The 25219-nt window shown below is 67.4% G+C and carries 14 protein-coding genes; 8 read left to right on the top strand and 6 right to left on the bottom strand.

Annotation, left to right across the window (positions count from 1 at the left end; all coding sequences use genetic code 11):
• Positions 1 to 60: 60 nt before the first annotated feature.
• On the top strand, positions 61 to 648 hold the full coding sequence (locus C1925_RS00300; RefSeq protein ID WP_108767188.1) for a cysteine dioxygenase family protein: 588 nt from the start codon (positions 61 to 63) through the stop codon (positions 646 to 648).
• Positions 649 to 914: 266 nt separating this feature from the next.
• Here the strand turns inward: C1925_RS00300 and C1925_RS00295 are convergent, their stop codons facing one another.
• From C1925_RS00295 to C1925_RS00285, 3 genes are all read right to left on the bottom strand, one after another.
• Positions 915 to 4733 carry a LamG-like jellyroll fold domain-containing protein gene (locus tag C1925_RS00295; protein WP_108767187.1) on the bottom strand — a complete coding sequence of 1273 codons (3819 nt, stop codon included), beginning with the start codon at positions 4731 to 4733 and terminating at the stop codon, positions 915 to 917.
• A 75-nt stretch (positions 4734 to 4808) separates the two neighbouring features.
• Complete coding sequence (locus C1925_RS00290) at positions 4809 to 7991, bottom strand: TonB-dependent receptor (RefSeq protein WP_108767186.1); 3183 nt, start codon at positions 7989 to 7991, stop codon at positions 4809 to 4811.
• 225 nt (positions 7992 to 8216) lie between these two features.
• Positions 8217 to 10979: a TonB-dependent receptor gene (locus C1925_RS00285; protein ID WP_108767185.1), complete on the bottom strand. Its 2763-nt coding sequence runs from the start codon at positions 10977 to 10979 to the stop codon at positions 8217 to 8219.
• 285 nt (positions 10980 to 11264) lie between these two features.
• On the opposite strand from C1925_RS00285, the gene C1925_RS00280 reads away from it, so the two are divergent.
• Positions 11265 to 12284: a sugar kinase gene (locus tag C1925_RS00280; protein ID WP_108767184.1), complete on the top strand. Its 1020-nt coding sequence runs from the start codon at positions 11265 to 11267 to the stop codon at positions 12282 to 12284.
• Positions 12271 to 12909, top strand: a complete 639-nt coding sequence (gene eda, locus C1925_RS00275; RefSeq protein ID WP_108767183.1) for a bifunctional 4-hydroxy-2-oxoglutarate aldolase/2-dehydro-3-deoxy-phosphogluconate aldolase — start codon at positions 12271 to 12273, stop codon at positions 12907 to 12909. The genes C1925_RS00280 and eda overlap by 14 nt, the downstream gene beginning before the upstream one ends.
• Positions 12910 to 13034: 125 nt before the next feature.
• On the opposite strand, the gene C1925_RS00270 is transcribed toward eda, so the two are convergent.
• Complete coding sequence (locus tag C1925_RS00270) at positions 13035 to 14921, bottom strand: sigma-54-dependent Fis family transcriptional regulator (protein ID WP_254051361.1); 1887 nt, start codon at positions 14919 to 14921, stop codon at positions 13035 to 13037.
• A gap of 238 nt (positions 14922 to 15159) precedes the next feature.
• Here C1925_RS00270 and adh point away from each other — a divergent pair, with 238 nt between their 5' ends.
• The 5 genes from adh to C1925_RS00245 all read left to right on the top strand — a co-directional run bounded on the left by adh (position 15160) and on the right by C1925_RS00245 (position 21726).
• Positions 15160 to 16698, top strand: coding sequence for an aldehyde dehydrogenase (adh, locus tag C1925_RS00265; protein WP_108767181.1), 1539 nt, complete (start codon positions 15160 to 15162; stop codon positions 16696 to 16698).
• A 75-nt stretch (positions 16699 to 16773) separates the two neighbouring features.
• A complete protein-coding gene (gene adhP / locus C1925_RS00260; RefSeq protein ID WP_108767180.1) occupies positions 16774 to 17802 on the top strand; it encodes an alcohol dehydrogenase AdhP in 1029 nt (342 codons plus the stop codon).
• Positions 17803 to 17935: 133 nt separating this feature from the next.
• A complete protein-coding gene (locus C1925_RS00255; RefSeq protein WP_108767179.1) occupies positions 17936 to 18313 on the top strand; it encodes a DUF779 domain-containing protein in 378 nt (125 codons plus the stop codon).
• Positions 18314 to 18411: 98 nt separating this feature from the next.
• The gene (locus C1925_RS00250; protein WP_108767178.1) at positions 18412 to 18807 is read left to right on the top strand and encodes a hypothetical protein; all 396 of its coding nucleotides are present in this window, start codon (positions 18412 to 18414) and stop codon (positions 18805 to 18807) included.
• A 117-nt stretch (positions 18808 to 18924) separates the two neighbouring features.
• Positions 18925 to 21726 carry a TonB-dependent receptor gene (locus C1925_RS00245; protein ID WP_108767177.1) on the top strand — a complete coding sequence of 934 codons (2802 nt, stop codon included), beginning with the start codon at positions 18925 to 18927 and terminating at the stop codon, positions 21724 to 21726.
• 88 nt (positions 21727 to 21814) lie between these two features.
• On the opposite strand, the gene ligD is transcribed toward C1925_RS00245, so the two are convergent.
• Positions 21815 to 24277 carry a DNA ligase D gene (gene ligD / locus C1925_RS00240; protein ID WP_108767176.1) on the bottom strand — a complete coding sequence of 821 codons (2463 nt, stop codon included), beginning with the start codon at positions 24275 to 24277 and terminating at the stop codon, positions 21815 to 21817.
• A gap of 3 nt (positions 24278 to 24280) precedes the next feature.
• Positions 24281 to 25210 carry a Ku protein gene (locus C1925_RS00235; RefSeq protein ID WP_108770563.1) on the bottom strand — a complete coding sequence of 310 codons (930 nt, stop codon included), beginning with the start codon at positions 25208 to 25210 and terminating at the stop codon, positions 24281 to 24283.
• Positions 25211 to 25219: the final 9 nt, after the last annotated feature.

The raw sequence follows: 25219 nt of genomic DNA, 5'->3' as shown, positions 1-25219 counted from the left end.
TCTAGAAAAGATGAAGGTCTGAAAACATTCTGTTAACCCGGCTCGCCTAGACTGGCCGACATGGGAGCGACGTTCACACCACTGCCGTTCACGGGCCGGGATCGCCTGCTGGCGGCCATCGACGGCGCGGTCTGCCTGGCGGATCCGGCGCTGATCACCCACGCCCTGCAGAAGGTGCTGCGCGAGGCCATCATCGATCCGCTCATCGAACTGCCGCCATGCGTGCGCCGTCCGGTGGACGGCCACTACGCACGCCGCGAACTGCACCGCAGCCCCACCCTGGGCTACAGCGTCATCGCCATGTGCTGGGGCCCGGGGCAGGGCACGCCGCTGCACGACCACGATGCGATGTGGTGCGTGGAAGGCGTCTGGCAGGGCGAGCTGATTGTCACCCCGTATGCGCTGCTGGAACGGCAGGGCGACCGCCACCGCTTCGCCGCGCAGGAAGCCCTGTACGGCTACCGCGGCAGCGCCGGCAGCCTGATCCCGCCGCACGAGTACCACACGCTGCGCAACGCCAGCGATACCGACGTGGCAGTGTCGGTGCATGTGTACCAGGGGGTGATGGAACGCAGCGCCGTGTTCGATCCACTCGCCGATGGCTGGTACCAGCGCCGGGTGAAGATGATGGAGACCGACGCGGCCTGACCGCGCCACGCCCCAGGTAGCGCCGGGCCATGCCCGGCGGCGCCGCCTCCCATCAACGCGGCACGTCGGCCACGTTGTTCAACCGGCTGGGCGCTGCGCCGCTTCGTAGAGTCGAGCTTGCTCGACTGCTGTTGGTGCCATGCGAAGAGCAGTCGAGCAAGCTCGACTCTACGAACGCCGGGCGTTGCCGCATCCGTGCGCCTCCTCAACGCAGTACGTCGGCCACGTTGTTCAACGCCAGGGCGTTGCTGCGTCCGTGCCTCCCATCAACGCGGCACGTCGGCCACGTTGTTCAACCGGGTCACTTCCTCGCCGCCATCGGCCAGCGCCACGCGCACGCGCAGGGCACTGCGGTCACCCGCTGGCAGCGGCAGCGACACCACCACCGTCTTCGGCTGCAGATCCACCGGTGCGGCCATGGCCGGCACCTCGGTGCGGGCGATCTCGCGGCCACGCGCATCCTCCAGCACCGCCACGCCCACGCCGCTGCCGGCATGGCCCAGGCTGTGCACGGTCACGTGCACCTGGCGGCCATCCACCCGCACATCGCCACGGCCAATGCCCAGGTCCGCGCGGGTCTCCACTGGCGTGCCAGCGCTGATCCGCTCGAACTCGAACACCTCGGTGCGGCCCGGGCGGAACTGCATCGGTACCGAGGCGCTGGTTTCCAGCTGCACGCTGCGTTCGGCGGCGGTGCCGTCGATGCGGCCATCACCATCGGCGTCCACGCCGCTGCGCACGCGCCAGGTGCCACTGGCTACGTTCCAGCCGGTCATGTCGGCGGCGATGGTGCGCGTGCCCAGGTTATGGCTGGTCACGGTGAAGCGTTCGCGCGAGGGCGCGTGCACCAGCAGGGCAACCTGCTCGGCAGCACCGTCGCGGTCGAAGCGCCAGCTGACCGTGTGGCCGGGCCAGCTCTGGTTGCGCTTCAGTGCGATGCCACCCAGGCGCGCGCGCTGCAGGAACTCGCTGGGCGCTTCCACGCGGTCGGACCACCAGTGGCCCTCGGTGTTCATGTAGGCGCGCTGCACCTTGGCCTGCAGGCCGTCGGCGTGCAGCGCGTCGATGTACTTCGTATCGCCGCTGGCCTGCCAGGCCATCAGGCTGGCGAAGCCGGTCTTGCCGGCGTCGGCCTCGGCGGTGAGCTTCGGGTACCAGTCCTGCTGCCGGCCCAGGACGTCGACGTAGTTCTCGCCGAGGTTGGCCAGCGCGCCCGGCCCGCCCCGGGCCACGCGGTAGTCCAGCGCCTGCAGGTACTTCGCATCGCCGGTCCAGCGCCACGCGGCCCAGAACGTATGCATGGTGTCGCCGCCGCCGGAGCCGTTGTTCAACTCGCCGCCACGGGTGGCACCGGTGGCCCAGTTGATCTCGTTGGGCAGGGTGAAGCGGCCCTTCTCGTCGGTGCCGGCGTGGGCCAGGTAGCCATCGGCCAGGCCGATCACCAGCTTGCGGCCGGTCGGGTCGGCGTTGTACTGGCCGAGCAGGAACGCCGGGTGCAGCACCGGGAAGGAGTAAGGCTTCTGCCACTGCCAGTTCGGCTCGCGGTAGACCTTGTTGCCACCGAACCAGTTGCTGGAGAACAGCAGGTTGCCCTGCGGGTTGCGCAGGATGATGCGCTCGTCGAAGGCCTTCACCGTTTCCATCAGGCGCTCCACGGTCAACGGGTCGCCCCAGTTGAGGTAGAGCATCGCGCTGTTGGTGTTGATGCCTTCCTCGTAGGAATGCAGTTCGTCGGTCTCGATCGTGCTCAGGCCATTGCTGAACATGCCATTGCGGTACACCGCATCGGACAGCGCGGTCAGCGAGGCGTTCAGGCGATCCGGCTGTACGCCCATCAGCGCCAGCCCCGGCCACTGTTGGGTCAGGTCGGAATCATCGGAGATGCCACCGCCAAAATCGCCATAGGCCACCTGCCGCTCGTCGATCCACCAGTCGACGAACTGGCGTACCTGGGCCAGATCCTGCACCTGGTTGAACGCCCACGCCGGCATGCCCTTGGGCACGGCCGGTGCGGTGTAGGGCGGGCGGCCCTGGCTGTTGTAGCTGATGTAGTTCCAGTACAGGCGGCCGAGCTCATGGTCCGGATCCACCCGCAGCAGGTCGCTGAGGTCGGCGTACACGCGCGCATACAGGCGCTGGCGCTTGGAAGTGGTGTGTTCCTCGACCAGGAAGCCCCAGTTGTCGCGCACCTGGTTGAAGCGGTCGGCTACGTGTTCCTTCAGCGCTTCGGCGCGCGGCTTGAACACCAGGCGGATCTGCGCGCCGTCCAGCGCGGCGGCATCGAAGCCCGGCGCGGCCGAGGCGATGCTCAGCCACAGGCTGTCGGGGGTGAGGATGCGGTCGCGCAGGTCCAGCCACAGCGTGCGCTTCTGCCCCGGCTGCACCGACACCGAAACATCGATCATGTCGCGTGCCGGCCAGATCGGATCCTTGATGCGGAGGTTCAGCGGAATCAGTCCGTCGTGGGTAGCCGGCAGGTCCAGCGCGGGAAGGTCGATGGCCACGCCGTCCAGGCCGTCATGCATGTTTTCCCAGCTGTAGGCCCAGCTGCGGATCAACGGCTGGTTGGCCGGAGCATCGCCGACCCCCGAGGGGATCAGCACGTGCACGATCGGCCGCGGCTGCGTCGGCAGGCTGTCGGCACCACGGCGACGCGAGCCTGCGCCCTTGGGCAGGGCCATCACCGTGCTGCGTTCGGCGGCCGGGAAGCGGCCATCGATGTAGTGCCGCAGCGCATCGAGGTTGGTGTAGTCGGGCAGGGCCTGGCTGTCGATCACGTAGGTCTGCTTGACCGTGCCTTCCGGCTCGGCGCCCTCGCTCACGTTGTAGGCCCAGACTTCCTGGATCGGGGTTTCCTGTTCGACGTTGCTGAAACGCAGCACGCCGCCCTGCTGCGCGGGAATGTCCTGCACGCTGCGCACCACGCCGCGCGGCCGCGTGGCCAGCACCTCGGTGGCATGCTCGGCATCGGGCCCATGCGCCAGGCTGCCGAAGGCCGCACCGCGGATCTCCATGCGGTTCACCGTCTCGCCGGCCGGCAGGGTCAGGTCCAGGTGCTGGCCGCTTTCCACGTAGGTGTTCCAGTCCGGCAGCTGGAAGTAGTCGTTGCGGCCGGGCAGGCGCGAGCGGTTGTAGACGCCCGGCCAGGTGGTTTCCGCGATGCCGTCGGTAGCCTTCCACATCCACGCCTTGTGGTCGCGCGTATCGGCGAACTCGATCTTGCGGATGCGCGTACCGGCCGACGCCAGTGCCGGCGGTGCCGCGCCTTCCCAGCCGAAGCGATGGCGCCACGCGCGCTCGTCGCTGGCCGGCGCCACCGCGCTGGCCGGCGCCTTGCCACCCGCCAGTGCCTGCACGGCGGGGGCGTCGAGCATGCGGTCGTACACGCGGATGTGCTGGAAATCGCTGCCACGCAGGAAGTTGTAGCGGCTCTGCACCTGGTAGGGCGCCATCACCCGCCCGGCCAGCCCCAGCTGGTCCAGCGCAGCATCGTAGTCACCGGTCGCCTGTGCACGCGCCACTTCGCGGCCATCGACGAACAGGCGCACGCCCTGGTCCTCGTCCCAGGCGAAGGCCAGGTGCAGCCACTGCTCCGGCCGCGGCGGCGTATCCATGCGGAACGACACGCGGCTCCGTGCGAGGTTGGCATCGGTGACGAAGGCATCGAAGCCGTGCCCGTTCCAGTCGATGCGCAGCCAGGCCATGTCCCAGCTGCTGTGGTCGGCATAGCCGACGCGGAAGATCACGAACGGCGCTTCGCCCACTGCGTAGCGCGGGCGCCAGTCGAAGGCCAGGGTGCCGCGCTGGGCCTGGATGTTGCCCGGCGCATCCCAGGCCAGCACGCCATCGTCCTCCCACTGGATCGCCTTGCCGCGTGCACCGTCATCGACCACCGCCGCCTTGTCGCGGAAGTTCGGCACCGCTTCGCCCTGCGCCGTCACGGCAGTCAGCCCCTGGTTGGCGTCGACGTGGAACAGCAGCGTCGGCGACGGTGCGGCCAGCGCGGGCAGCGCGGTGGCCAGCGACAGCGCGGCCACCAGCAGGCGACGGCGTGGGCGGGGCAGGACAGAAGCGGTACGGTGCATGGAACCTTCCTTTCAGCAGCATTCGACGGTGCAGCGGCATGGCGGCGGTGCGGTACGGCGGGGCAGGGCGTGCGCTCAGAACTTGTAGCGCAGCCCCAGGTAGTACTGGCGCCCGGTGTGGGTGTAGCGGTCGGGCAGTGACAGCGCCGAATCGACGTAGCGTTCGTCGGCACTGTCCAGCAGGTTGATCGCCTCGAAGCTGACGGTCAGCTGCTTGTTGAACTTCCAGGACATGTTGAAATCCACGTTCTTGACGCTGTACTTGCCGGTGACGTCGGCGGTGGCGTACTGGTTGCCGTCCAGGTCCCAGACGTTTTCCTGGGTCAGGATCTGGTTGATGTAGGCATCGCGGTAGCTAGTGGACACGCGTGCGCTGAAGCGGCCGTCGTCGTAGTACACGGTGGCGTTGTACGAGTTGGGCGACAGGTTCAGCAGGTCGTTCTCGGTGTAGGTGGTGACGATGGTGTCGCCACTGCCGGAGCTGAAGAGATATTTGATCTTCGAATCGACGTGGGTGTAGTTCAGCTGCACGCCGAAGTTCTTCCAGAAGCCGGGCAGGAAGCTGAAGGGCTGCTGGTAGGTCAGCTCATAGCCCTTCAACGGACCGCCCGGGGTGTTGAAGTAGCTCTGCACGTTGAACAGCGTGTTCGGGCTGAAGCCGGCCGGCAGCAGGTCCAGCGAATAGCCCATGTCACCCCAGGTGGTCAGCAGGCGGGTGCGCTGCACGTAGGTTTCGATGTCCTTGTAGAACACCGCCGCCGACAGCAGGGCGCCTTCCTGGAAGTACCACTCCGCGCTCAGGTCGTAGTTGGTGGAGCGGAACGGATCCAGCTTCGGGTTGCCCAGGTTGATCGAGTAGTAGCGGTCCTCGTCGAGGAAGCTGGTCGGGCCACCGCTGACGCTGGGCGAGAGGTTGGACAGGGTCGGCCGGGCCATCGTCTTGGCCGCACCGAAGCGCAGCACGACGCTGTCGGTCAGGTCCCAGGCCAGGTTCAGCGAGGGCAGCCAGTCGTCGTAGCGGTGCCCGACGGTGGTGGCCACCAGCAGGCGCTCGCCGGCATCGGCGGTGGCGCTGGCCACGCCCAGGAACGGTTCGCAGGCTGCCGACAGATCGCTGCTGCTGGCCGCCTGGCACGGCGCGTAGCCGCTGGCGTCGATCTCGGTGCGCACGTAACGCAGGCCGAGGTTGCCGCGGAACGGGCGGTCCCACAGCTCGGTGTTGAAGTCCAGCTGCAGGTAGCTGGCGTAGCTCTTTTCGGTCACGTCGAAGTTGTTGTTCGATGCACCGAAGTGGCCAACGCCGGCCAGGCGGTAGTCACCGCCAAGAGTGCCGGTGTTGCAGTTGCAGTAGATGTCCAGCAGCTCGGCGATGCGGTTGAAGTCGGGGATCAGCCAGCTGCCCGGCGTGCTGCCGTCCAGGCCCTTGCCGAACCCATCGAGCGTGGTGGACAGGTCACCCACGCTGACGCCGTCGGGCAGCGCCTGCGACATGCGGCCATAGCTGATGTTGCGGTACTCCTGCGTGCGCATGCCGTAGTCCTTGTAGGCCAGGCCGCCGCGCAGGGTGAAGGTGGGCGACACGTTGAAGGTCAGGTCGACCTTGGCGGTGTCGAAGCTGTTGTCGACGTACTGCGGGTTCAGGCGCACTTCGCTGATGTTGCCGCCACGTGCGGTCCCGTTGGCATTCACCGGCGCGGTGCCGTAGCCCAGCCACTGCCACGACGCCGCATCGCCCAGCGCGAAGGGGAAGGTCATCGACGGCATGCTGGCGCCGTTGCGCATGTCCAGCACGAAGCCATCCAGGTTGCTGTTGTCGAAGCTGACCATGGAGAACACCGGCCGCTCGAAGCTGGACGAGGAATGGCCGACCAGCGCATCCAGACGCAGCGCATCGTTGAAGCGGTGTTCGAAGTTCAGGCTGGCCTGCTTGAACTCGGTGCTCTCTTCGATCGCGGTCGACTCGGTGCGGAAGTCGACGTTGTCGAACACGCCGTAGACCAGCCGGTTCTGCGCATCCACCTGCGCCTCGCGCACCACGATCTGGGTCTTGCCGCCGTACTGCGCGGTGCGGTGCAGGTTGGCGCCGATCGAATCCTCGCGCTGGTCCTTGTCCAGCTTCGAATACATCAGGTCGAGGTTGAGCAGGCTGTCCGGGCTGAAGCGGAACTGCAGCGCGCCGGTGACACCGAGCCGTTCGATCTCATGCTCGGTGCGGATGTAGCGCGGGTAGCGCGGGATCCACGCATTGGTGGCCGTCTCGTAGGCGGCGATGTTCCCGGCGGTCGCTTCCGGGCGGTCGATGCCGGTGCCGCAGTGGGTGGCATCGATGCCGTAGCTGCCCCAGCCGTTGCTGCGCGCCTGGTTGGCGGCGCTGCCGACGCCCTGCGCGGCTTCATTCGCGGCCGGGTTGCGCGGCGTCTGCGGGTCGTAGCCGGCCGGGCTGCAGAAGCCGTAGGTGCCGTTGTTGGCGGCGGTGGCCTGGTTGGAGTTGCGGTAGTTGCCGTGCTCCCAGCGCACCGGGTTGTAGCCTTCCTCGAAGATCGTGCGCTTGCTCCACGCCACCGACATCAGCGCACCGAAGCGTCCATCGGCCCAGGTGTTGCTCAGCAGCGCCGACACGCGCGGGTCCTTCGAGCGCGACAGTTCGTTGTAGCCGTACTGGCCGTTGAGCGAGGCCTGGAAGCCTTCGAAATCGAACGGCCGCGATGCACGCAGGTCGACGGTGGCGCCGAGCGAGCCTTCGTCCATCTGCGCCGACTGGGTCTTGTTGACCTTGACCCGGCTGAAAAGTTCGGAGGCGAAGGTGTTGAAGTCGAAGCCGCGGCTGCGGTTGACGCCGGTGGTGCCGCTGCCGGCGGTGGACAGCGCTTCCAGGCCGTTGATGCGCACGCGGGTGAAATCCGAACCCAGGCCGCGCACCGAGATCTGCTGGCCTTCGCCGCCTTCGCGGTCGATGGAGACACCGGCGATGCGCTGCATCGATTCGGCCAGGTTCAGATCGGGAAACTTGCCGATGTCCTCGGCGTAGATCGCATCGACCTGCTCGACGCTGTAGCGCTTTTCATCCAGCGACTGCTGCAGGCTTTCGCGGTAGGTGGCCTTGACCTCCACCTTGTCCAGGTCGACCGCATCAGGGGCGGCAGCAGCCGCTTCCGGGGTCTGCTGTGCATGCGCGGTGTGGCTCAGCACCAGTCCGATCGACAGGGCAAGCACGGTGAGCGGCGCGCGGCCGCGGTGAAGCGCGAGCGACGAATCCATCTGAAATCCCCTCCCAGGGTGTCCTCAAGCGTTGCGAAGGCGTTCTAGCGTGCGTACCGGCCTCCTCCGGTACGACGCAGGTGCAACGACTTGCTGACACCGCTGGTCACGCGTGAACGTAACAAAGCACAGGGCGCGCGGCATCTTGCGCCGCAGCAGCTGCAGCGGCGTTTCTTCGTTGCACTCGAAGTGCGGCGGCGTGACTGCACGCCGCCGCGTCAGCGGTCAGAACTTGTAGCGCACGCCCAGCAGGAACTGGCGGCCGGTTTCGGTGTACTGCAGCGGCAGGCGACCGGTGAGCGGCGAGTACACCCACTCGTCCGACGCTTCGTTGGTCAGGTTGATGCCTTCCAGGCTCAGTTCCAGCTGCTCGCTGATCTTGTAGCGGATGGACGCATCGATGACCGTGGTGCCGGTCATGCCGTGGTAGCCATCCAGGTTGAAGCCGGTTTCCTGGCCCGGTGCCTGGGTCAGGTAGTCATCGCGGTTGGTGGCCGAGACGCGGCCGGCGAAGGTTTCGCCTTCGTAGAACAGCGTCGCGTTCCAGGACGACTTGGACAGACCGGTCAGGTCGGTCTTCATCACCGGCTGGCCAGCGGAGTTCAGGTACTGGATCTTCGATTCCACCCAGGTGTAGTTCAGCTGCACGCCGAGGTTCGACCACTTGCCCGGCAGGAAGCTGAAGGGCTGGGTGTAGTTGGCTTCCACGCCATGCAGTTCGCCACCGGGGGTGTTGACCGGACGGGTATAGGTGAAGTCATCGCTGGCCGACGCGCCGGTGCCGGCCAGCAGCGATTCGGGCAGGCCGCTGTCGCTGAAGGGACGGACTTCGCGGGTGGTCTGCACGAAGCTCTCGATGTCCTTGTAGAACAGGCCGATGCCGGCCATCGCGCCTTCGGCGAAGTACCACTCGAAGCCGAGGTCGACGTTGGTGGCGCGGATCGGGTCCAGCGTCGGGTTGCCGCTGGAGATGGTGCGCGCACCGCCGGCCACTGCCACGGTCGCGCCCGGGGTCAGGCTGCCCAGGCCCGGGCGGCTCATCACCTTGGCCGCGCCGAGGCGGATCAGAAAGTCCGGGGTGACTTCGGCCACCAGGTTGAACGAGGGCAGGGTGTCGTCGTAGCTGCGGCTGACGGTGGTCTGCGCGGTGCCGGTGGACAGCGTGGACAGGCCGGTGGACGACTGCTTGGTGCGCACGTAGCGCACGCCGAAGTTGCCCGACAGCGGCAGCGAGCCCAGCTCGGTGGAGAACTCGCCCATCAACCACGCGCCGCGGTCCTTCTCTTCCACGCTGCGCACGTTGTTGGCGCGCGGCGCGACGGCGAAGGTGCCGCTGTTGCTGTAGATGTCGAACTGCTCGGCGATCGCATCCAGGTCCGGCACCACCCAGTTCGACGGGCTGCCCTGGATGCCCTTCAGGCCGGCCTGACTGGTCAGGTCCACCGGCACGATCTTCGTGCCATCGGCGAAGGTGGGCACGGCCAGTTCGCTGGCGCGGCGCAGTTCGGTGGTCTTGAAGCTGTAGTCCTTGGCCAGCACGCCGCCCTTCAGGCGGAAGCCGGGGCTGATGTTCCAGTTGAAGTCCAGCTGGCCGGTGTCGAAATCGTTGTCCACGTACTGCGGACGCAGGCGGATCTCGGCCAGTTCCCAGTCACTGGGATCGGTCGGATCGATGCCGTAGTTGATGACCGGGAAACGGCTGTTGCCACGGTAGTCGTAGCTGTAACCCTTGACGTCGTACTTGTCCATGATGACCGTGGTCTGCACCGGGTTCTCGTGCTTGGAGCGCGAGATGCCGATCTTGCCGGACAGGGTGAAGTCATCGCCGAAGCGGTGCTGGCCGTTCAGGCTGAGCTGCTTGAACTCGGTGCTCCACTCGTCGTGGCGGTTCTCGGTACGGATGTCGACGTTGTCGAACTCGCCGTACAGCAGCGCGTTGTCGCGGATCTCGCCGTTCTTGACGATGGTGCTCGGCTTGCCCACCAGGCGCGGCGTGGTGCTGGTGCCGCGGCTGAAGGAGATCGCTTCGATGTACTGCTCGTCACGGGTGGCGTCGATCTTGGAGTACAGCGCGTCCAGCGAGATCTCGGTGGCATCGCTCGGCTTCCACTGCAGCGAGCCGGTCACGCCCAGGCGCTTCTGTTCGTGTTCCATCTGCACGTAGCGCGGGAAGCGCGGGTGGAAGACATCGGCTGCGCGCGCCGCGGTGAACGGCGAGGCGGCGGAGAAGTTGCCGTTGCTCGGGCCGTTGGCCCAGCGCCCGGTGTTGGAGCCTTCTTCCAGCGCCTGGCGCTCGGAGTAGGCCACCGACAGCAGTGCGCCGAAGGTGCCATCGGCGAAGGTGTTGGAGATCAGCGCGGACAGCCGCGGGTCGGCCTTTTCGGCCATGCCGTTGTAGCTGGCCTGGCCGCTGGCGGCGAAGGTGAAGCCGTCGTAGTCGAACGGCCGCGCCGTGCGCAGGTCGACCGTGGCACCCAGAGAGCCTTCCTCGATGTCGGCCGAGGCGGTCTTGCGCACGATCAGCTGCGAGAACAGGTCCGAGGCGAACACATTGAAGTCGAAGCCGCGGCCGCGGTTGGTGCCGCCGCTCTGGTCACCGGCGCCGACCGTGGTCAGCGCTTCCATGCCGTTGATGCGCACGCGGGTGAAATCGGGGCCAAGGCCACGTACCGAGATGTTGCGGCCTTCACCGGCCTCGCGGGTGATGACCACGCCCGGGATGCGCTGCAGCGACTCGGCCAGGTTGAGGTCGGGGAACTTGCCGATGTCTTCGGCCACGATGGCATCGACCACGCCGGATTCACTGCGCTTGATGTCCAGCGCCTTCTCCACGCTGGCGCGGTAGCCGGTGACGTTCACCGTATCCAGGTTGGTGGCGCTGGGCGCCTCGCTCTGCTGCTGGGCAGCGGCGCCTGCCGACAGGGCCAGGCTGACCGCCATGGCGAGCAAGGTAACCGGTGTCTTTTTTGCGTGGTTCCGAGAATGCATGCCTTTCCCCTCTCCCAAAGGTCTGGTCTCGCGAGTGTTTCAGCGGAATGACACCGCTGGTCAGAGTCGACGGTAACAGCACGTTCCCTCGGCGGCATCTTGCACCGCAACAGACCTGTAATGTCTCCAAGACGCTTGCGGGACAATGGTTCCGACAGTTTGATAGGCTGTGCCCACGGCCGGTCGGTTTCTTGATGACACCGATGGTCAACCGCCACGCGGGTGCGTGGCGCGATTCCACGCCGCCCAGCAGTTGCTGCTGGCGGCCAGCGTAAGGGAGCGGAAATGGGTCGTGTCGTATGTTTCGGGGAATTGCTGCTGCGCCTGGGCGCACCGGGTAACGAACTGCTGATGCAGTCGCCGCAGCTGCAGGTGCACGTGGGCGGGGCGGAAGCGAACGTGGGTGTCTCGCTGTCCCGCTTTGGACATGAGGTCGCCATGGTCAGCACCGTGGCCGGCAACGCACTGGGTGCCCACGTGCTGGGTGAACTGCGCCGGCACGGAGTCGACACGCGCAGCGTGCGGCAGGACCCGGACGGGCGCATGGGCCTGTACTTCCTGACCACCGGCGCGGTGCAGCGCGCCAGCGAAGTGGTCTATGACCGCGCCGACTCCGCCTTCGCGCGCAGCACCGCGGCCGACTACGACTGGCCGGTGCTGCTGCAGGGCGCGCAGTGGCTGCACCTGTCCGGGGTCAGCCCGGCGCTCGGCCCCGACGTGGCCCAGGCCACCCTGGCGGCGGCGCGCGCGGCGCGTGCGCTGGGCGTGCGCGTGTCCTTCGATGGCAACTTCCGGCCCAAGCTGTGGCAGCGCTGGGGTGGCGATGCGCAGGCGATCCTGCACGAGCTGTTCGCCCAGGCCGACATCGTCTTCGCCGACTACCGCGACATCGAAGTCATCCTCGGCCAGCGCTTCGAGCAGGCCGACGTGGTGGCCAAGGTCGAGGCCGCGGCCGCTGCGGCGTTTGCCGCTTTCCCGCAGCTGCAGTGGATGGCGTGCACCCAGCGCCAGACCCACAGCGTCGACCACCATGCGCTGGGCGCGCTGCTGCTGGGCCGCGATGGCACCCGCGCCCAGGCACCGGTGCGCCAGCTGCAGGGCATCGTCGACCGCATCGGCGGTGGCGATGCATTCGCCGCGGGCATCCTGCATGGCATCCTGTCCGGCTTCGATGCCGACGCCACCGTGCGTTTCGGCCTGGCCGCCGGTGGACTGAAGCACTCGATCCCCGGCGATTTCAACCCCGTCAGCGAAGCTGACGTACTGGCCCTGGTGGGCGAGGAGCGATTCGATGTCCGGCGCTGATCCGCGCGTACGTGCGGTACTGAAACTTGCACCGGTGATCCCGGTGTTCACCCCCGATGACGTGGACGATGCGGTGCAGGTGGCACAGGCGCTGTTCCGCGGTGGCCTGCCGGTGATCGAAGTGACCCTGCGCACGCCGCGTGCACTGGACGCGATCAAGGCGATGGTCGAGGCCGTGCCGGATGCGGTGGTGGGTGCCGGCACGGTGCTGACCCCGGCGCAGATGGACGCGGCCAAGGCCGCCGGCGCGCGCTTCGCGGTGTCGCCCGGTGCGACGCCGACGCTGTATGCGGCCGCGCGCGATGCCGACCTGCCTTACCTGCCTGGCGTGGCCACCGGTTCGGAACTGATCCTCGGCCTCGAGGCCGGCCTGGACACGTTCAAGTTCTTCCCGGCGGTACAGTCCGGCGGCGCGCCGCTGCTGTCGGCATGGCACGGCCCGTTCGCCGATGTGCGCTTCTGCCCGACCGGTGGCATCAGCGCGCAGACCGCGCCGCAGTTCCTGCACCTGCCCAACGTGCTGTGCGTGGGCGGTTCGTGGCTGACCACCGCAGCCCTGATGCAGTCGCGTGACTGGGACAGCATCGAGCGCCTGGCCCGCGAAGCAGCGGTGCTGGCCGGCTGAGCTGCGCGCGGGTGGCCGTCGCCCCTGCGCGACGGCCGTTGCGTCGTAGAGTCGAGCTTGCTCGACTGGCTTCTGGCGAACAGCAATCGAGCAAGCTCGACCACTACCAGGCCCGCTGCGCGTGCTCAGCGCGCGGCGGGCTGGCCCAGCCGCCGGTACAGCGTGCTGCGGCTGATGCCCAGCTGCCTGGCTGCGGCGGTCACATTGCCGTCGGCGTCCTGCAGGGCCTGCCGCATCGCGTCCTCGGCGATGTCACGCAGCCCGCCCGATGCAGTGCTGGCGTTGGCCGCCTGTACCATCGGCACCTTCAGCAGTTCGGCAGGCAAGTGCGCAGGCGTGATCTGCTCACCCGGGTCGCTCAACGCCACCAGCGTGCGCAGGCAGGCCTGCAGCTGGCGCAGGTTGCCTGGCCAGCGCTGCCGCTGCAGCACCTGCAGGACTTCCGCCTGCAGCACGCGGCCCTGCGCCATCGGTGACCACAGCGCCTGCAGCAGGGCACCGCGCTCGTCCAGCTCACGCAGGGCCGGCAGATGCACGACATGATCGGCAATGCGGTAGTAGAGATCAGCCCGGAAGCGCCCCTCGGCCACGGCCTGCTGCAGGTCGCAGTGGCTGGCACAGACCAGGGCGAAGTCCAGTTTCACCGGGCGGCCACCGCCCAGCGGTGACAGCTCGCGTTCCTGCAGCACGCGCAGCAGGCGCGGTTGCAGGGCCAACGGCATGTCGCCGATCTCATCCAGGAACAGCACGCCGCCCTGCGCCTGCCGCAGCAGGCCGGTACTGCCCTGCCGGCGCGCGCCGGTGAACGCGCCTTCCTCGTAGCCGAACAGTTCGGCTTCGATCAGGCCTTCAGGCAGTGCCGCGCAGTTCACCGCCACCAGCGGTTGGCCGGCACGCGCGCAGCGGCGATGCAGCTCGCGCGCGAAGACTTCCTTGCCGGTGCCGGTTTCGCCCTGCACCAGTACCGGCAGCCCCGCATCCAGCACCCGCACCGCCTGGCGCAGCTGCTGCTGCACCGGCGCCGCCAGCACCGTGCCGGGTGCCGCCAGCAGCGCGGGCGCGGCGGCGGCAGGGTCCACGCGGGGCGTGCGCGCAACCACGGCGCCAGCGGCACGCGTGTGCCGCCTGCCGTCGCTGTGGCCGTACAGCGCACGCCCCTGCCGGTCCAGCAGCATGCCGTCGTCATGCAGGCGCGACAGCGGCTGGTCGAACAGGGCCTCGTAGGACGCGTGGCCGATGTCGTGGCGGTCCAGCCCGAACAATCCCAGGCCGACCCGGTTGGCGGCCACCAGCCGGCCGTTGCGGAAGCCGAGCAGGGCTTCGCGCGGGCTGCCCAGCAACAGCGGCTGCGCATGCAGGTGCAGCAGCTCGCAGTCATCCAGCCCGTCGGCGAAATAGCGGTGCTCGATCTGGTCCACCGCATGGCGGCCCAGCGCCAGCGCATGCAGGTGGGCGTGGCGCGCATCGCCGGAAATATCGAGCACGCCGACGCGCTGCCCGAACGGATCGAAGATCGGCGTGGCCGAGCAGGTCAGGATGCCGTGCGGGGCGAAGAAGTGTTCGCCGCCGCGCACCTGCAGGGCACGGCCTTCGACGATGGCCGTGCCGATGGCATTGGTACCGACCGTGCCTTCGTCCCAGCGCACCCCCGGCATCAGCGCGACCTGTCCGGCGCGGTCGAGGAAGCTGTTGCTGCCCTCGGCGTCCAGTACCCAGCCTTCCTCGTCGGTGAGCAGCACGATGCCATCGCTGCTGGCCAGCGAGCTTGCCAGCCCTTCCAGCTCGGGACGGGCCAGCCGCCACAGGCGCTCGCGGCGCTGGCGCAGTTCACGCAGCGACAGCTCGGGTACCGGGGCCACGTCGGGACGCGCGTCCACCGACAGGCCCTGGCGCTGGCAGCGCCGCCATGACTGCAGGATGGCATCGGGCACCGCCCCGGCCGGCGATGCGCCGCGCTCGAAGAAGGCACGACGCGCGCCACCTACGCGCTCGGGAAGAATCGGCTGGGACACCCTGACGCTCCTGTGTCGCATTCTGCGACAGTTGTTGCGGGCACTGTTCCGATTAAAAGCACATCCGCGCTTCAGTTGCGATGACGACTGCTGGTGCGCCGCCGCATTCCACGCGGGGGCCGCCAGCAACTGCGCTGCCGCAGCCCGTGACGCGCCGCAGCACGCGCGCGGTTGGCACGCTCGTTGCGGTAGGGGAGGCAGGCCCCGGGTTGTCCGGGCCATCCAAGGAGTGCCCACGATGAATGCCGTTGCCTCGCCCTCGACCGACCCGGCCGACCCGGCCGACCCCAGCGCCCTGTTCAAGCCCCGCTACGACAACTACATCGGCGGCCAGTGGGTGGCCCCGCGCAGCGGCCAGTACTTCGACAACACCACGCCCATCACCGGCAAGGTGCTCACCTCGGTGGCGCGCTCGAATGCCGAAGACATCGAGGCCGCGCTGGATGCCGCGCACGCCGCCAAGGATGACTGGGGCAAGCGCTCCACCACCGAGCGCGCCAACATCCTCAACCGCATCGCCGACCGCATCGAGCAGAACCTGGAGCTGATCGCGCGCGCCGAGACCTGGGACAACGGCAAGCCGATCCGCGAAACGCTCAACGCCGACATCCCGCTGATGGTCGACCACTTCCGCTACTTCGCCGGCGCCGTACGCGCGCAGGAAGGCAGCCTCTCGGAGATCGACAAGGACACCGTTGCCTACCACTTCCACGAGCCGCTGGGCGTGGTCGGGCAGATCATTCCGTGGAACTTCCCGCTGCTGATGGCCGCGTGGAAGCTGGCCCCGGCGCTGGCCGCCGGCAACTGCGTGGTGCTCAAGCCGGCCGAACAGACCCCGGCCTCGATCCTGGTGCTGATGGAGATCATCGGCGACCTGCTGCCGCCGGGCGTGCTCAACATCGTCAACGGCTTCGGCCTGGAAGCGGGCAAGCCGCTGGCCAGCAACCCGCGCATCGCCAAGATCGCCTTCACCGGTGAAACCACCACCGGCCGCCTGATCATGCAGTACGCCAGCCAGAACCTGATCCCGGTGACGCTGGAACTGGGCGGCAAGTCACCCAACATCTTCTTCGCCGACGTGATGGCCGAGGACGACGATTTCCTCGACAAGGCAGTGGAAGGCTTCGTGCTGTTCGCGCTGAACCAGGGCGAGGTGTGTACCTGCCCGTCGCGTGCGCTGGTGCAGGAATCGATCTACGAGCGCTTCATGGAACGCGTGCTCAAGCGCGTGGCCGCGATCAGGCAGGGCGACCCGCTCGATCCGGACACCATGATCGGCGCGCAGGCGTCGTCCGAGCAGCTGGAGAAGATTCTTTCCTACATCGACATCGGCAAGCAGGAAGGCGCCGAAGTGTTGATCGGGGGCGAGCAGAACACGCTCGGCGGCGAACTGGCCGGCGGCTATTACGTGAAGCCCACCGTGTTCAAGGGCCACAACCGCATGCGCATTTTCCAGGAGGAAATCTTCGGGCCGGTGGTGGCGGTGACCACCTTCAAGACCGAGGAAGAAGCGCTGCAGATTGCCAACGACACGTTGTACGGCCTCGGTGCCGGCGTGTGGAGCCGCGATGCCTCGCGCCTGTACCGCATGGGCCGCGCCATCCAGGCCGGGCGCGTGTGGACCAACTGCTACCACGCCTACCCGGCGCACGCGGCGTTCGGTGGCTACAAGCAGTCGGGCATCGGCCGCGAGAACCACAAGATGATGCTCGACCATTACCAGCAGACCAAGAACCTGCTGGTCAGCTACTCGCCGAAGAAGCTGGGCTTCTTCTGATGGATTGATCGGGATCAAGGCGCGGGCATGGGGCCCGCGCCATCCTGTCTGCAAGCGCACTACGGAGTAACCCGCATGAATAGAACCATGAAGGCTGCCGTCGTCCGTGAGTTCGGCAAGCCGCTGGTCATCGAGGAAGTCGTGGTACCGCGCCCGGGGGCGGGCGAGGTCCTGGTCAGTATCGAGGCCTGTGGCGTCTGCCACACCGACCTGCACGCCGCCGAGGGCGACTGGCCGGTGAAACCGAACCCGCCATTCATCCCCGGCCACGAGGGCGTGGGGCACGTCGTGGCCGTGGGAGGCGGGGTAGGGCACGTCAAGGAAGGCGACAGGGTCGGCATCCCCTGGTTGTACTCGGCGTGTGGCCATTGCGAACACTGCCTGGGTGGCTGGGAGACGCTGTGCGAAACGCAGCGCAACACCGGCTACTCGGTCAACGGCGGCTTCGCCGAGTACGCACTGGCCGATGCCAACTATGTCGGCCTGCTTCCGAAGGAAGTGGGCTTCGTGGAGATCGCGCCGGTGTTGTGCGCCGGCGTGACCGTCTACAAGGGCCTGAAGGTCACCGATACCAAGCCCGGTGACTGGGTGGCGATCTCCGGCATCGGCGGCCTGGGCCACATGGCGGTGCAGTACGCACGTGCAATGGGCCTGAACGTGGCGGCCATCGATGTCGACGACGGCAAGCTGGCCCTGGCCCGGCGGCTGGGCGCGCAGGTCACCGTCAACGCACGCACCACCGACCCGGCCGCCTTCCTGAAGAAGGAGATCGGCGGCGCGCACGGCGCACTGGTCACCGCGGTCTCGCCCAAGGCGTTCGAACAGGCGCTGGGCATGGTCCGCCGTGGCGGCACGGTCTCGTTGAACGGCCTGCCGCCAGGCAACTTCCCGCTGGACATCTTCGGCATGGTGCTCAACGGCGTGACCGTGCGCGGCTCGATCGTCGGCACCCGCCTGGACCTGCAGGAATCGCTGCAGTTCGCTGCCGAAGGCAAGGTCGCGGCGACGGTCAGCACCGACCGCCTGGAAAACATCAACGAGGTGTTCGCGCGCATGCACGCCGGCACCATCGAGGGCCGCGTGGTGCTGGACTTCGCCGCCTGATCATCCCGCGCATGGCTGCCGCGCCCGTCCCCCTCTCCCGCGGACGCGGCGGCCGTGCAACGGAACCCTGCAAGGGGTCGGATCCCTCCCACTCCGCCAGGAGTGGAGGGCTCTGACCCCGGACGAGGCACTCATGAACGAACTTCCGCACCAGGTCATCGCCACCCTCGCGGCGCTGCAGCTGATCGACAGGCTGCGCGCGCGCCATGGCCCGCTGATGTTCCACCAGTCCGGCGGCTGCTGCGATGGCTCCTCGCCGATGTGCTTCGCGCAGGGCGACTTCATCGTCGGTGATCGCGATGTCTGCCTGGGCGAAATCGGCGGCGCGCCGTTCCATATCAGTCCCTCGCAGTTCGAATACTGGAAGCACACCCAGCTGATCATCGACGTGGTGCCCGGGCGCGGCGGCATGTTCTCGCTGGAGAACGGCGAAGGCGAGCGCTTCCTGGTGCGCTCGCGGCTGTTCAGCGACGAGGAATTCGCCGCGCTGCAGGCCGCCGGCAAGGCCTGAGCCCCTGTAGAGTCGAGCTTGCTCGACTGCAGCCGCACGGAACAGAGCAGTCGAGCAAGCTCGACTCTACGCAGCCCGGAGCGCCGTACAATGACGGCATGCCCGAGATGCTCAAGACCGTTTTCCTGTCCGTCGTCGCCCTGGTCGGCGCGCTGCTCGCGCTGGCCCTGGTCAGCAGTGCCGGCGGCTGGCTGCCGTCGTTGTTCGGCCTGCACCCCGGCAGCGAAGCGCAACTGGGTTGGGACCTGGCCTTCACCGTGCTCGGCGGCATCGCCGGCATCGCCTTTGCCACCTACTACGCACCGTGCTGGCCGCGTGCGCATGGCACCTCGATCTGGACCCTGCTGGTACTCGGCAGCGGCTACGGCCTGTGGGTGATGGGCGGCGATTTCCCGCGCTGGTTCGCCATCGCGCTGCTGGTGTCGCTGCCGGTGCAGCTGCTCGGTGGCTGGTGGTTTGGTCGTCGTCCGTCCCGCAGCGCAACACAGGCTTAACAATTCCCCCCTAGGCTCGGTGCCCGCCGAACGTCGGCAACGCGGCGCAGGGGCCTGCACCCACGGAACACGGGCAGGCGCGGCGTAAGTCACCACAGGGAACCGGGAAATCATCCGATGCGTTACCAGAACCGGGAGGCCGCCGCTGCGGCCCCCCATGCGAAGCTTTTGTCCCGCGCCGTGCATGCGGTGCTGATCGGCGGCCTCGCCGTACTGCCCCTCGATGCAATGGCTGAAGAAGCCGCCGATGGCGATACCCGCGAACAGCTGCAGCAGCTGGACACCGTCACCGTCTCCGGCAGCTATGCCAAGAGCCTGGAACGCGCGGTCGACCTCAAGCGCGCCAACATCGGCTTCTCCGATTCGATCGTCGCCACCGACGTCGCCGATTTCCCGGAACAGAACCTCGCCGAAGCGCTGCAGCGTATGCCGGGCGTGACCATCGAGCGCAACAAGGGCCTGGGCAGCAAGGTCAGCGTGCGCGGCCTGCCCAGCGAGTTCACCCTGGTCTCGATCAACAACCTGGCCACCGCTTCGGGCAGTGGCGGGCGCGATGTGCAGTTCGACATCTTCGCCGCCGACGTGGTGCAGACGGTCACCGTGCAGAAGTCGCCGACCGCCGCCGACGAGGAAGGTGGCATCGCCGGTTCGGTCTACATCGAAACGGCCAAGCCGTTCGACTTCCCCGAGCCGAAGTTCAGTGCCTCGGCCGAAGCCTCGCACAACTCGATCAACGGCAAGATCGACCCGAAGATCTCCTTCCTCGCCAGTGACACCTGGGGCGACTGGGGCGGCCTGGTGTCGTTCTCCAAGGCCAAGCGCACCAACCGCACCGACTCCAACTCGGGCATCAACTTCCGTCCCATGGGCCGCTTCCTGGAAGCGTCGGGCACGCGTGGTTCGCAGGCCGCCGCCGTGCTGGCGCGTGATGCCGGCATCGTCGTGCAGGACCGCATGGACAAGGACGAGACCAGCCGCATCATCTTCCAGGACAAGGTCGGCGACCGCGTCTACCTCAACGAGCAGGACCAGTGGGGCGCCACCGCGTCGCTGCAGTTCAAGCCCAGCGACACGTTCTCGCTCAGCTTCGATGCGATGCTCGGCGGCTATGACACGCACGAGGACGAGTACGATGCCGCGGCGTACTCGGCGTCCAGCCGCAGCACGCTGGACACCATCCACGACTACGACAGCGACACGCTGTCGGCCTACGGCATCACCGTGCTGAAGGACGTGTCCTACACCGCCACCCAGCACGAGATCCTCAGCAAGGAACGCAACGCCAACACCGACTACCGTCAGTTCAGCAGCAAGCTGGACTGGAAGGTGGGTGGCTGGGACATCGACGCGCTGGTCGGCTATTCCGGCGCGCGCAAGGATTCGGACTACGCCAACCTCAAGCACGTGGCCTACGCGCCGTCGCGCACGCGCTGGACCAGCAACGGCGGCGAGACCGTGCCGAGCACCACCGGCGGTTTCGACATGTACAACGCCGCGGACAAGTACCTGTTCGAAGCGTACGAAACCGAGCTTGAGAAGGTGAAGGATGACAAGTACGCCGCGCAGCTCGACCTGCGCCGGCAGATGAACCTGGCCTTCTTCCCGGCACTGAGCGGCGTGCAGTTCGGCGCGCGCTACACCGACAAGACCAAGGAACGCGAGTTCGGCAGCGGCAAGATCCAGGGCCCGACCGCCGGCAGCGCCGCGTGGGTCAACACGCGCACGCTGGCCGACAGCAACCCGGTGTGGATCAGCCAGCTGGCACCGGGTGGTGCGTATCGCCCCAGCGACCTGGACTGGCAGCAGGTGTCCAACGCCTATGCGCGCGCCACGTTCCGCTACCCGGGCTATGAAACCCCGATCGATCCGGGCCAGTACTACGAGGTGAAGGAGAAGACCCTGGCGCTGTATGCCATGGCCGACTTCTACTTCGACATCGGCACCGTACCGGTGTACGCCAACCTGGGCGTGCGCTCGATCGACACTGATGTCGACTCGGCCGGCTTCCACCCGGTGCAGAACGCCGTTGGCAGCAACGGCTACACGCCGACCCCGATTTCCAGCAGCGGCGACTACAGCAAGATCCTGCCCAGCTTCAACATGACCGCCGAGATCGCCGACGGCCTGGTGCTGCGCGGTGCCGCCTCGGAAACGCTGATGCGTCCGTCGCTGACCGACATCGCCTACCGCCGCACCGTCAGCTGGAGCAGCTTCCGCTTCATGGACGGCAACCCGGCGCTGAAGCCGACCACCGCCAAGCAGTGGGAAGTGGGCCTGGAGAAGTACCTGCAGAACGGTGGCCTGCTGGCCGCGTCGTACTTCTCCAAGAAGATCGACGGCGTGGTGCGGCAGTCGCTGACCGGCATCGTGCCGAACGTGGAGAAGCTCAACGCCAACGGCTCGCTGGACGGCTACTACGACTTCGAGGTCTACCAGCCGGTCAACGCCGACGGTTCCTACAAGGTCACCGGCGTCGAGCTGGTCGCGCAGCTGCCGCTGTCGATGCTGCATCCGGCACTGGAAGGCTGGGGCATCAACGCCAACTACACCCAGCTGGACAACTCGCTGACCGGTGCGTCGGACCTGGACATCCCGACCCCGCCGGAAGGCCTGGCCGAGAAGGCGTACAACTTCACCCTGTACTACGAGAACGACCGCTTCAGCGCACGCGCCTCGTACAACTACAAGGACAAGTACGTCGAGTACATCCACCTGAACATGTATCCGGTCTACCGCGATGCCTATGGCCAGCTGGATGCCTCGATCGGCTTCCGCCTCAATGACACCTGGAAGCTGAACCTGGAAGCGATCAACCTGCTGGACGAGAAGACCAGCGGTTACACGATCGACAAGGCGTTCCCGACCCAGTACGAGTTCTCCGGCCGCCGCGTCACCTTCGGCATCCGCGCGGACTTCTGAGCCACGCCACATTGATCTGGTAGCGCCGGGCCGTGCCCGGCGACAGGCAACGTATCCGCGCTGCGCGCTCGCCGGGCGTGGCCCGGCGCTACCGATTACCGGTCGGCAACACCTGCTGCAACCGTTCCATGCCGCGCCACGGGTCGTCCTTCAGGCGCTTCGCGCGGGCCAACGCCTTGTCCATCGGGAACGCATCGGCGGCGCCCACTCTCGCCAGCTCTTCCCAGCGCAGCGGCACCGCCACGCCTGCGCTCTCCCGCGCACGCAGCGACCACGAACACACGCTGGTGGCGCCCCGCGTATTGCGCAGCCAGTCGATGAAGATCACGCCCTCGCGCCTGGCCTTGCTCATCGTTGCCACGTAGCGGTCGGGCTGCTCCAGCGCCATCGCCTGGGCGAAGGCTTCGCAGAACGCCTTGACCTGTTCCCAATCGGCCTTCGGCTGCAGCGGCACCACCACGTGCACACCCTTGCCGCCGGACAGCCGCACGAAGCTCTGCAGGCCGACCTGCAGCAGGCGGTCGCGCACATCGCGCGCACCCGATTTCACCTGCGCCCAGCTCACGCCGTCGCCGGGGTCCAGATCGAACACCAGGCGGTCCGGATGCTCGGGATCCTCGATCGTCGCGCCCCACGGGTGAAGCTCCAGAGTGTTCATCTGCACCAGCTGCAGCAGGCCGCGCGCGTCATCGATGTAGACGTAGTCCTCGCGGCCGCTCTTCTGCTGCAGCGGCACCGCATGCACGGCGTCGCCCAGACCGGCGCCATGATGCTTCTGGAAGAAGCAGGCCTTGCCGACGCCATCCGGGCAGCGCAGCAGTGACAGCGGGCGGCCGGCGATCTCCGGCAGGATCCAGCGCGCCATCTGCCGGTAGTAGTCGGCCACGTCGCCCTTGCTGAGCTTGCGCTGCGGGTACACCACCCGTTGCGGATGGCTGATGGCCACCGCTACGTCATCGCTGCCTGCTGCCTGCGTCACGCCCAGGTCCTGCGTCTGCTTGTCGCTGCGCAGGCGCTTGAAGCTGGCCTGGCGCAGCAGCCCTTCCTTGCCCCAGCCACGGAAGGCCACTTCGGCCACCACCACCGGTTTCACCCAGCGCACGCTGGCCGCGCGGAAGGGAACATGCGCCGGCAGCTCCAGCACCGCTTTCTTCACCGCCAGCGGCTCCAGCGCGCTGCTCAGCGCCTTCAACGCCGCATCGTCGAAACCGGTGCCGACGCGACCCACATAGCGCAGGCCGCCGGCGTCGGGCGTGGCCAGCAGCAGCGAACCGAAGCCGACCCGGCTGCCCTTGGGCGCGGTGTGGCCGACGATGACGAATTCGTCGGTGTCCTCGTGCTTCACCTTCACCCAGCTGCGCGCGCGGGCGTTCGCATAGGGCGCATCGACCTGCTTGCTGACGATGCCTTCGAAGCCGGCCTCACCGCTGGCGGCGAACACCGCAGGGCCGTGGTCGAGCACGTGTTCGCTGTAGGCCAGCGTGCCCGGCTCCGGTCCGATCAGGTCCTTCAGCAGGGCCTTGCGTTCCAGCAATGCCGCGCGGCTGATGTCCACGCCGGCCACACCGGGCAGATCGAACACGATGTAGCGCAGCGGCTGTTTCGAACTGCCATCGATGACACGCTGCAGGGCCGCGAAGTCGCTGCGTCCCTGTTCGTCGAGCACGACCAGCTCGCCGTCCAGGCGCGCATCACGTACCGGCAGCGCGCGCACGGCCTGGGCGACTTCGGGGAAGTCGTCGGTCCAGTCCAGGCCATTGCGCGAGCGCAGTTTCAGCTCGCCGTCGTGCAGGTCGGCCAGCAGGCGATAGCCATCCCACTTGATCTCATGCAGCCAGCGTTCGCCATCGGGTGCGGTGTCGCGGTGATCGGTCAGCTGCGGCTTGAAGCCGCGCGGATACGGATGGTCGCGTGCACCGGCGAGCTTCAGCGCGCGCGCATGCCAGCGTGCGTCTGCCTTGCGGGGCGCGGCGCGCGTTGCCTTTTTCGCCTTCTTTGCTGCGGCCCTGGATGCAGGCATGGCGTTCTCCAGAAGATCATCGGCCTCGGCGTCGCGCGCGTCGGCATCGTCACGCTTGATCAGCAGCCACTGCACCTGCCGCCCTTTCATGGCCGTGCGCACCAGCTTCCAGCCGCCACTCAGGCGCTGCCCATGCAGCACGAAGTCGAGCTTGCCATCGGCCAGCGCCTGCAGCGGGTCGCCTTCGCAGGCCCAGCTGCCATGGTCGAACACCTGCACGTGGCCTGCGCCGTAATGGCCTTCGGGAATATCCCCTTCGAAGCCGGCGTAGGACAGCGGATGGTCCTCCACTTCCACCGCCAGGCGCTTCTCGCCCACCCGCAGCGACGGGCCCTTGGGCACCGCCCAGCTCTTCAGCACGCCGTCCATTTCCAGGCGGAAATCGTAGTGCCGCGAGCTGGCGTGGTGCAGCTGGATGACGAACTGCGGGCGCCGCTTCGGATTGCCTGCGGCCGGGCCATCATCCGGCTCCGGTGTCTGCCCGCTGCCACCGCCAAAACGGCGCTTGCGGCGGTACTGGTGCAGCGACATGGCTCAGCCTGCCTTGCGGCGCGGTGCGGCCTTCTTCGTCGCCTTGGCGGCCTTGCCGGCGGTCTTCTTCGCGGCTTTCTTCGCAGCCTTTTTCGCCGGTGCCTTGCGCGTCGCGGTCTTCTTCGCCGGCGTGCGCTTGTTGGCATCCAGGCTCTTCTGCAGCAGCGCCATGAAGTCCACCACGTTGGTGCTGGCATCCTCGTGCGCCACCGGCTCCTCCTCCACCTGGGTGGTGCCGCCCTTGGTCTTGATGCGCTTGTTCAACACCTGCTGCAGGCGCTCGCGGAATTCATCGTGGTACTGCGACGGGTCCCAGTCGGCGGCCATCGATTCGATCAACTGCCCGGCCATCGCTGTTTCCTTGGCGGTGATGCGGTAGTCGGCCAGGCTGCCGGTGGGCAGCTTGTAATCCTCCGGATCAACCAGCTCCTGCGGATAGCGCAGGATCATCAGCACCAGCGCGTGGCCCTGCGGCATCACCGCGCACAGGTATTCGCGGGTACGCACCACCACCCGCGCGATGCCGGCCTTGCCGGTATCGCGCAGGGTTTCGCGCAGCAGCACGTAGCCCTTCTCGGCCTTCTTGCCGGGCAGCAGCAGGTAGGGCTTCTCGTAGTAGCGCGGATCGATCTGGCTGGCGTCGACGAAGGCCTCCACCTCCACCGTTTCATGGCTCTCCGGCGCGGCCGAGCGGATGTCGCCTTCTTCCAGCACAACGTAGCTGCCCTTGTCGTACTCGTAGGCTTTGACGATGTCCTTCCACGGCACTTCCTCGCCGGTATCGGCGTTGACCCGTTCGAAGCGGATCGGCTTGCGGTCGCGCGAATCCAGCATGCGGAACTGCAGGTCGACCTTGCGTTCGCCGGACATCAGCGAGACCGGCACGTTCAGCAGGCCGAAGGAGAGGGTACCGGTCCAGATCGGGCGGGCCATGGCACGCAC

It is taken from the genome of Stenotrophomonas sp. SAU14A_NAIMI4_5, from assembly GCF_003086795.1.
Classification (GTDB): Bacteria; Pseudomonadota; Gammaproteobacteria; order Xanthomonadales; family Xanthomonadaceae; genus Stenotrophomonas.
This window is presented reverse-complemented; position numbering and strand designations above follow the sequence as displayed.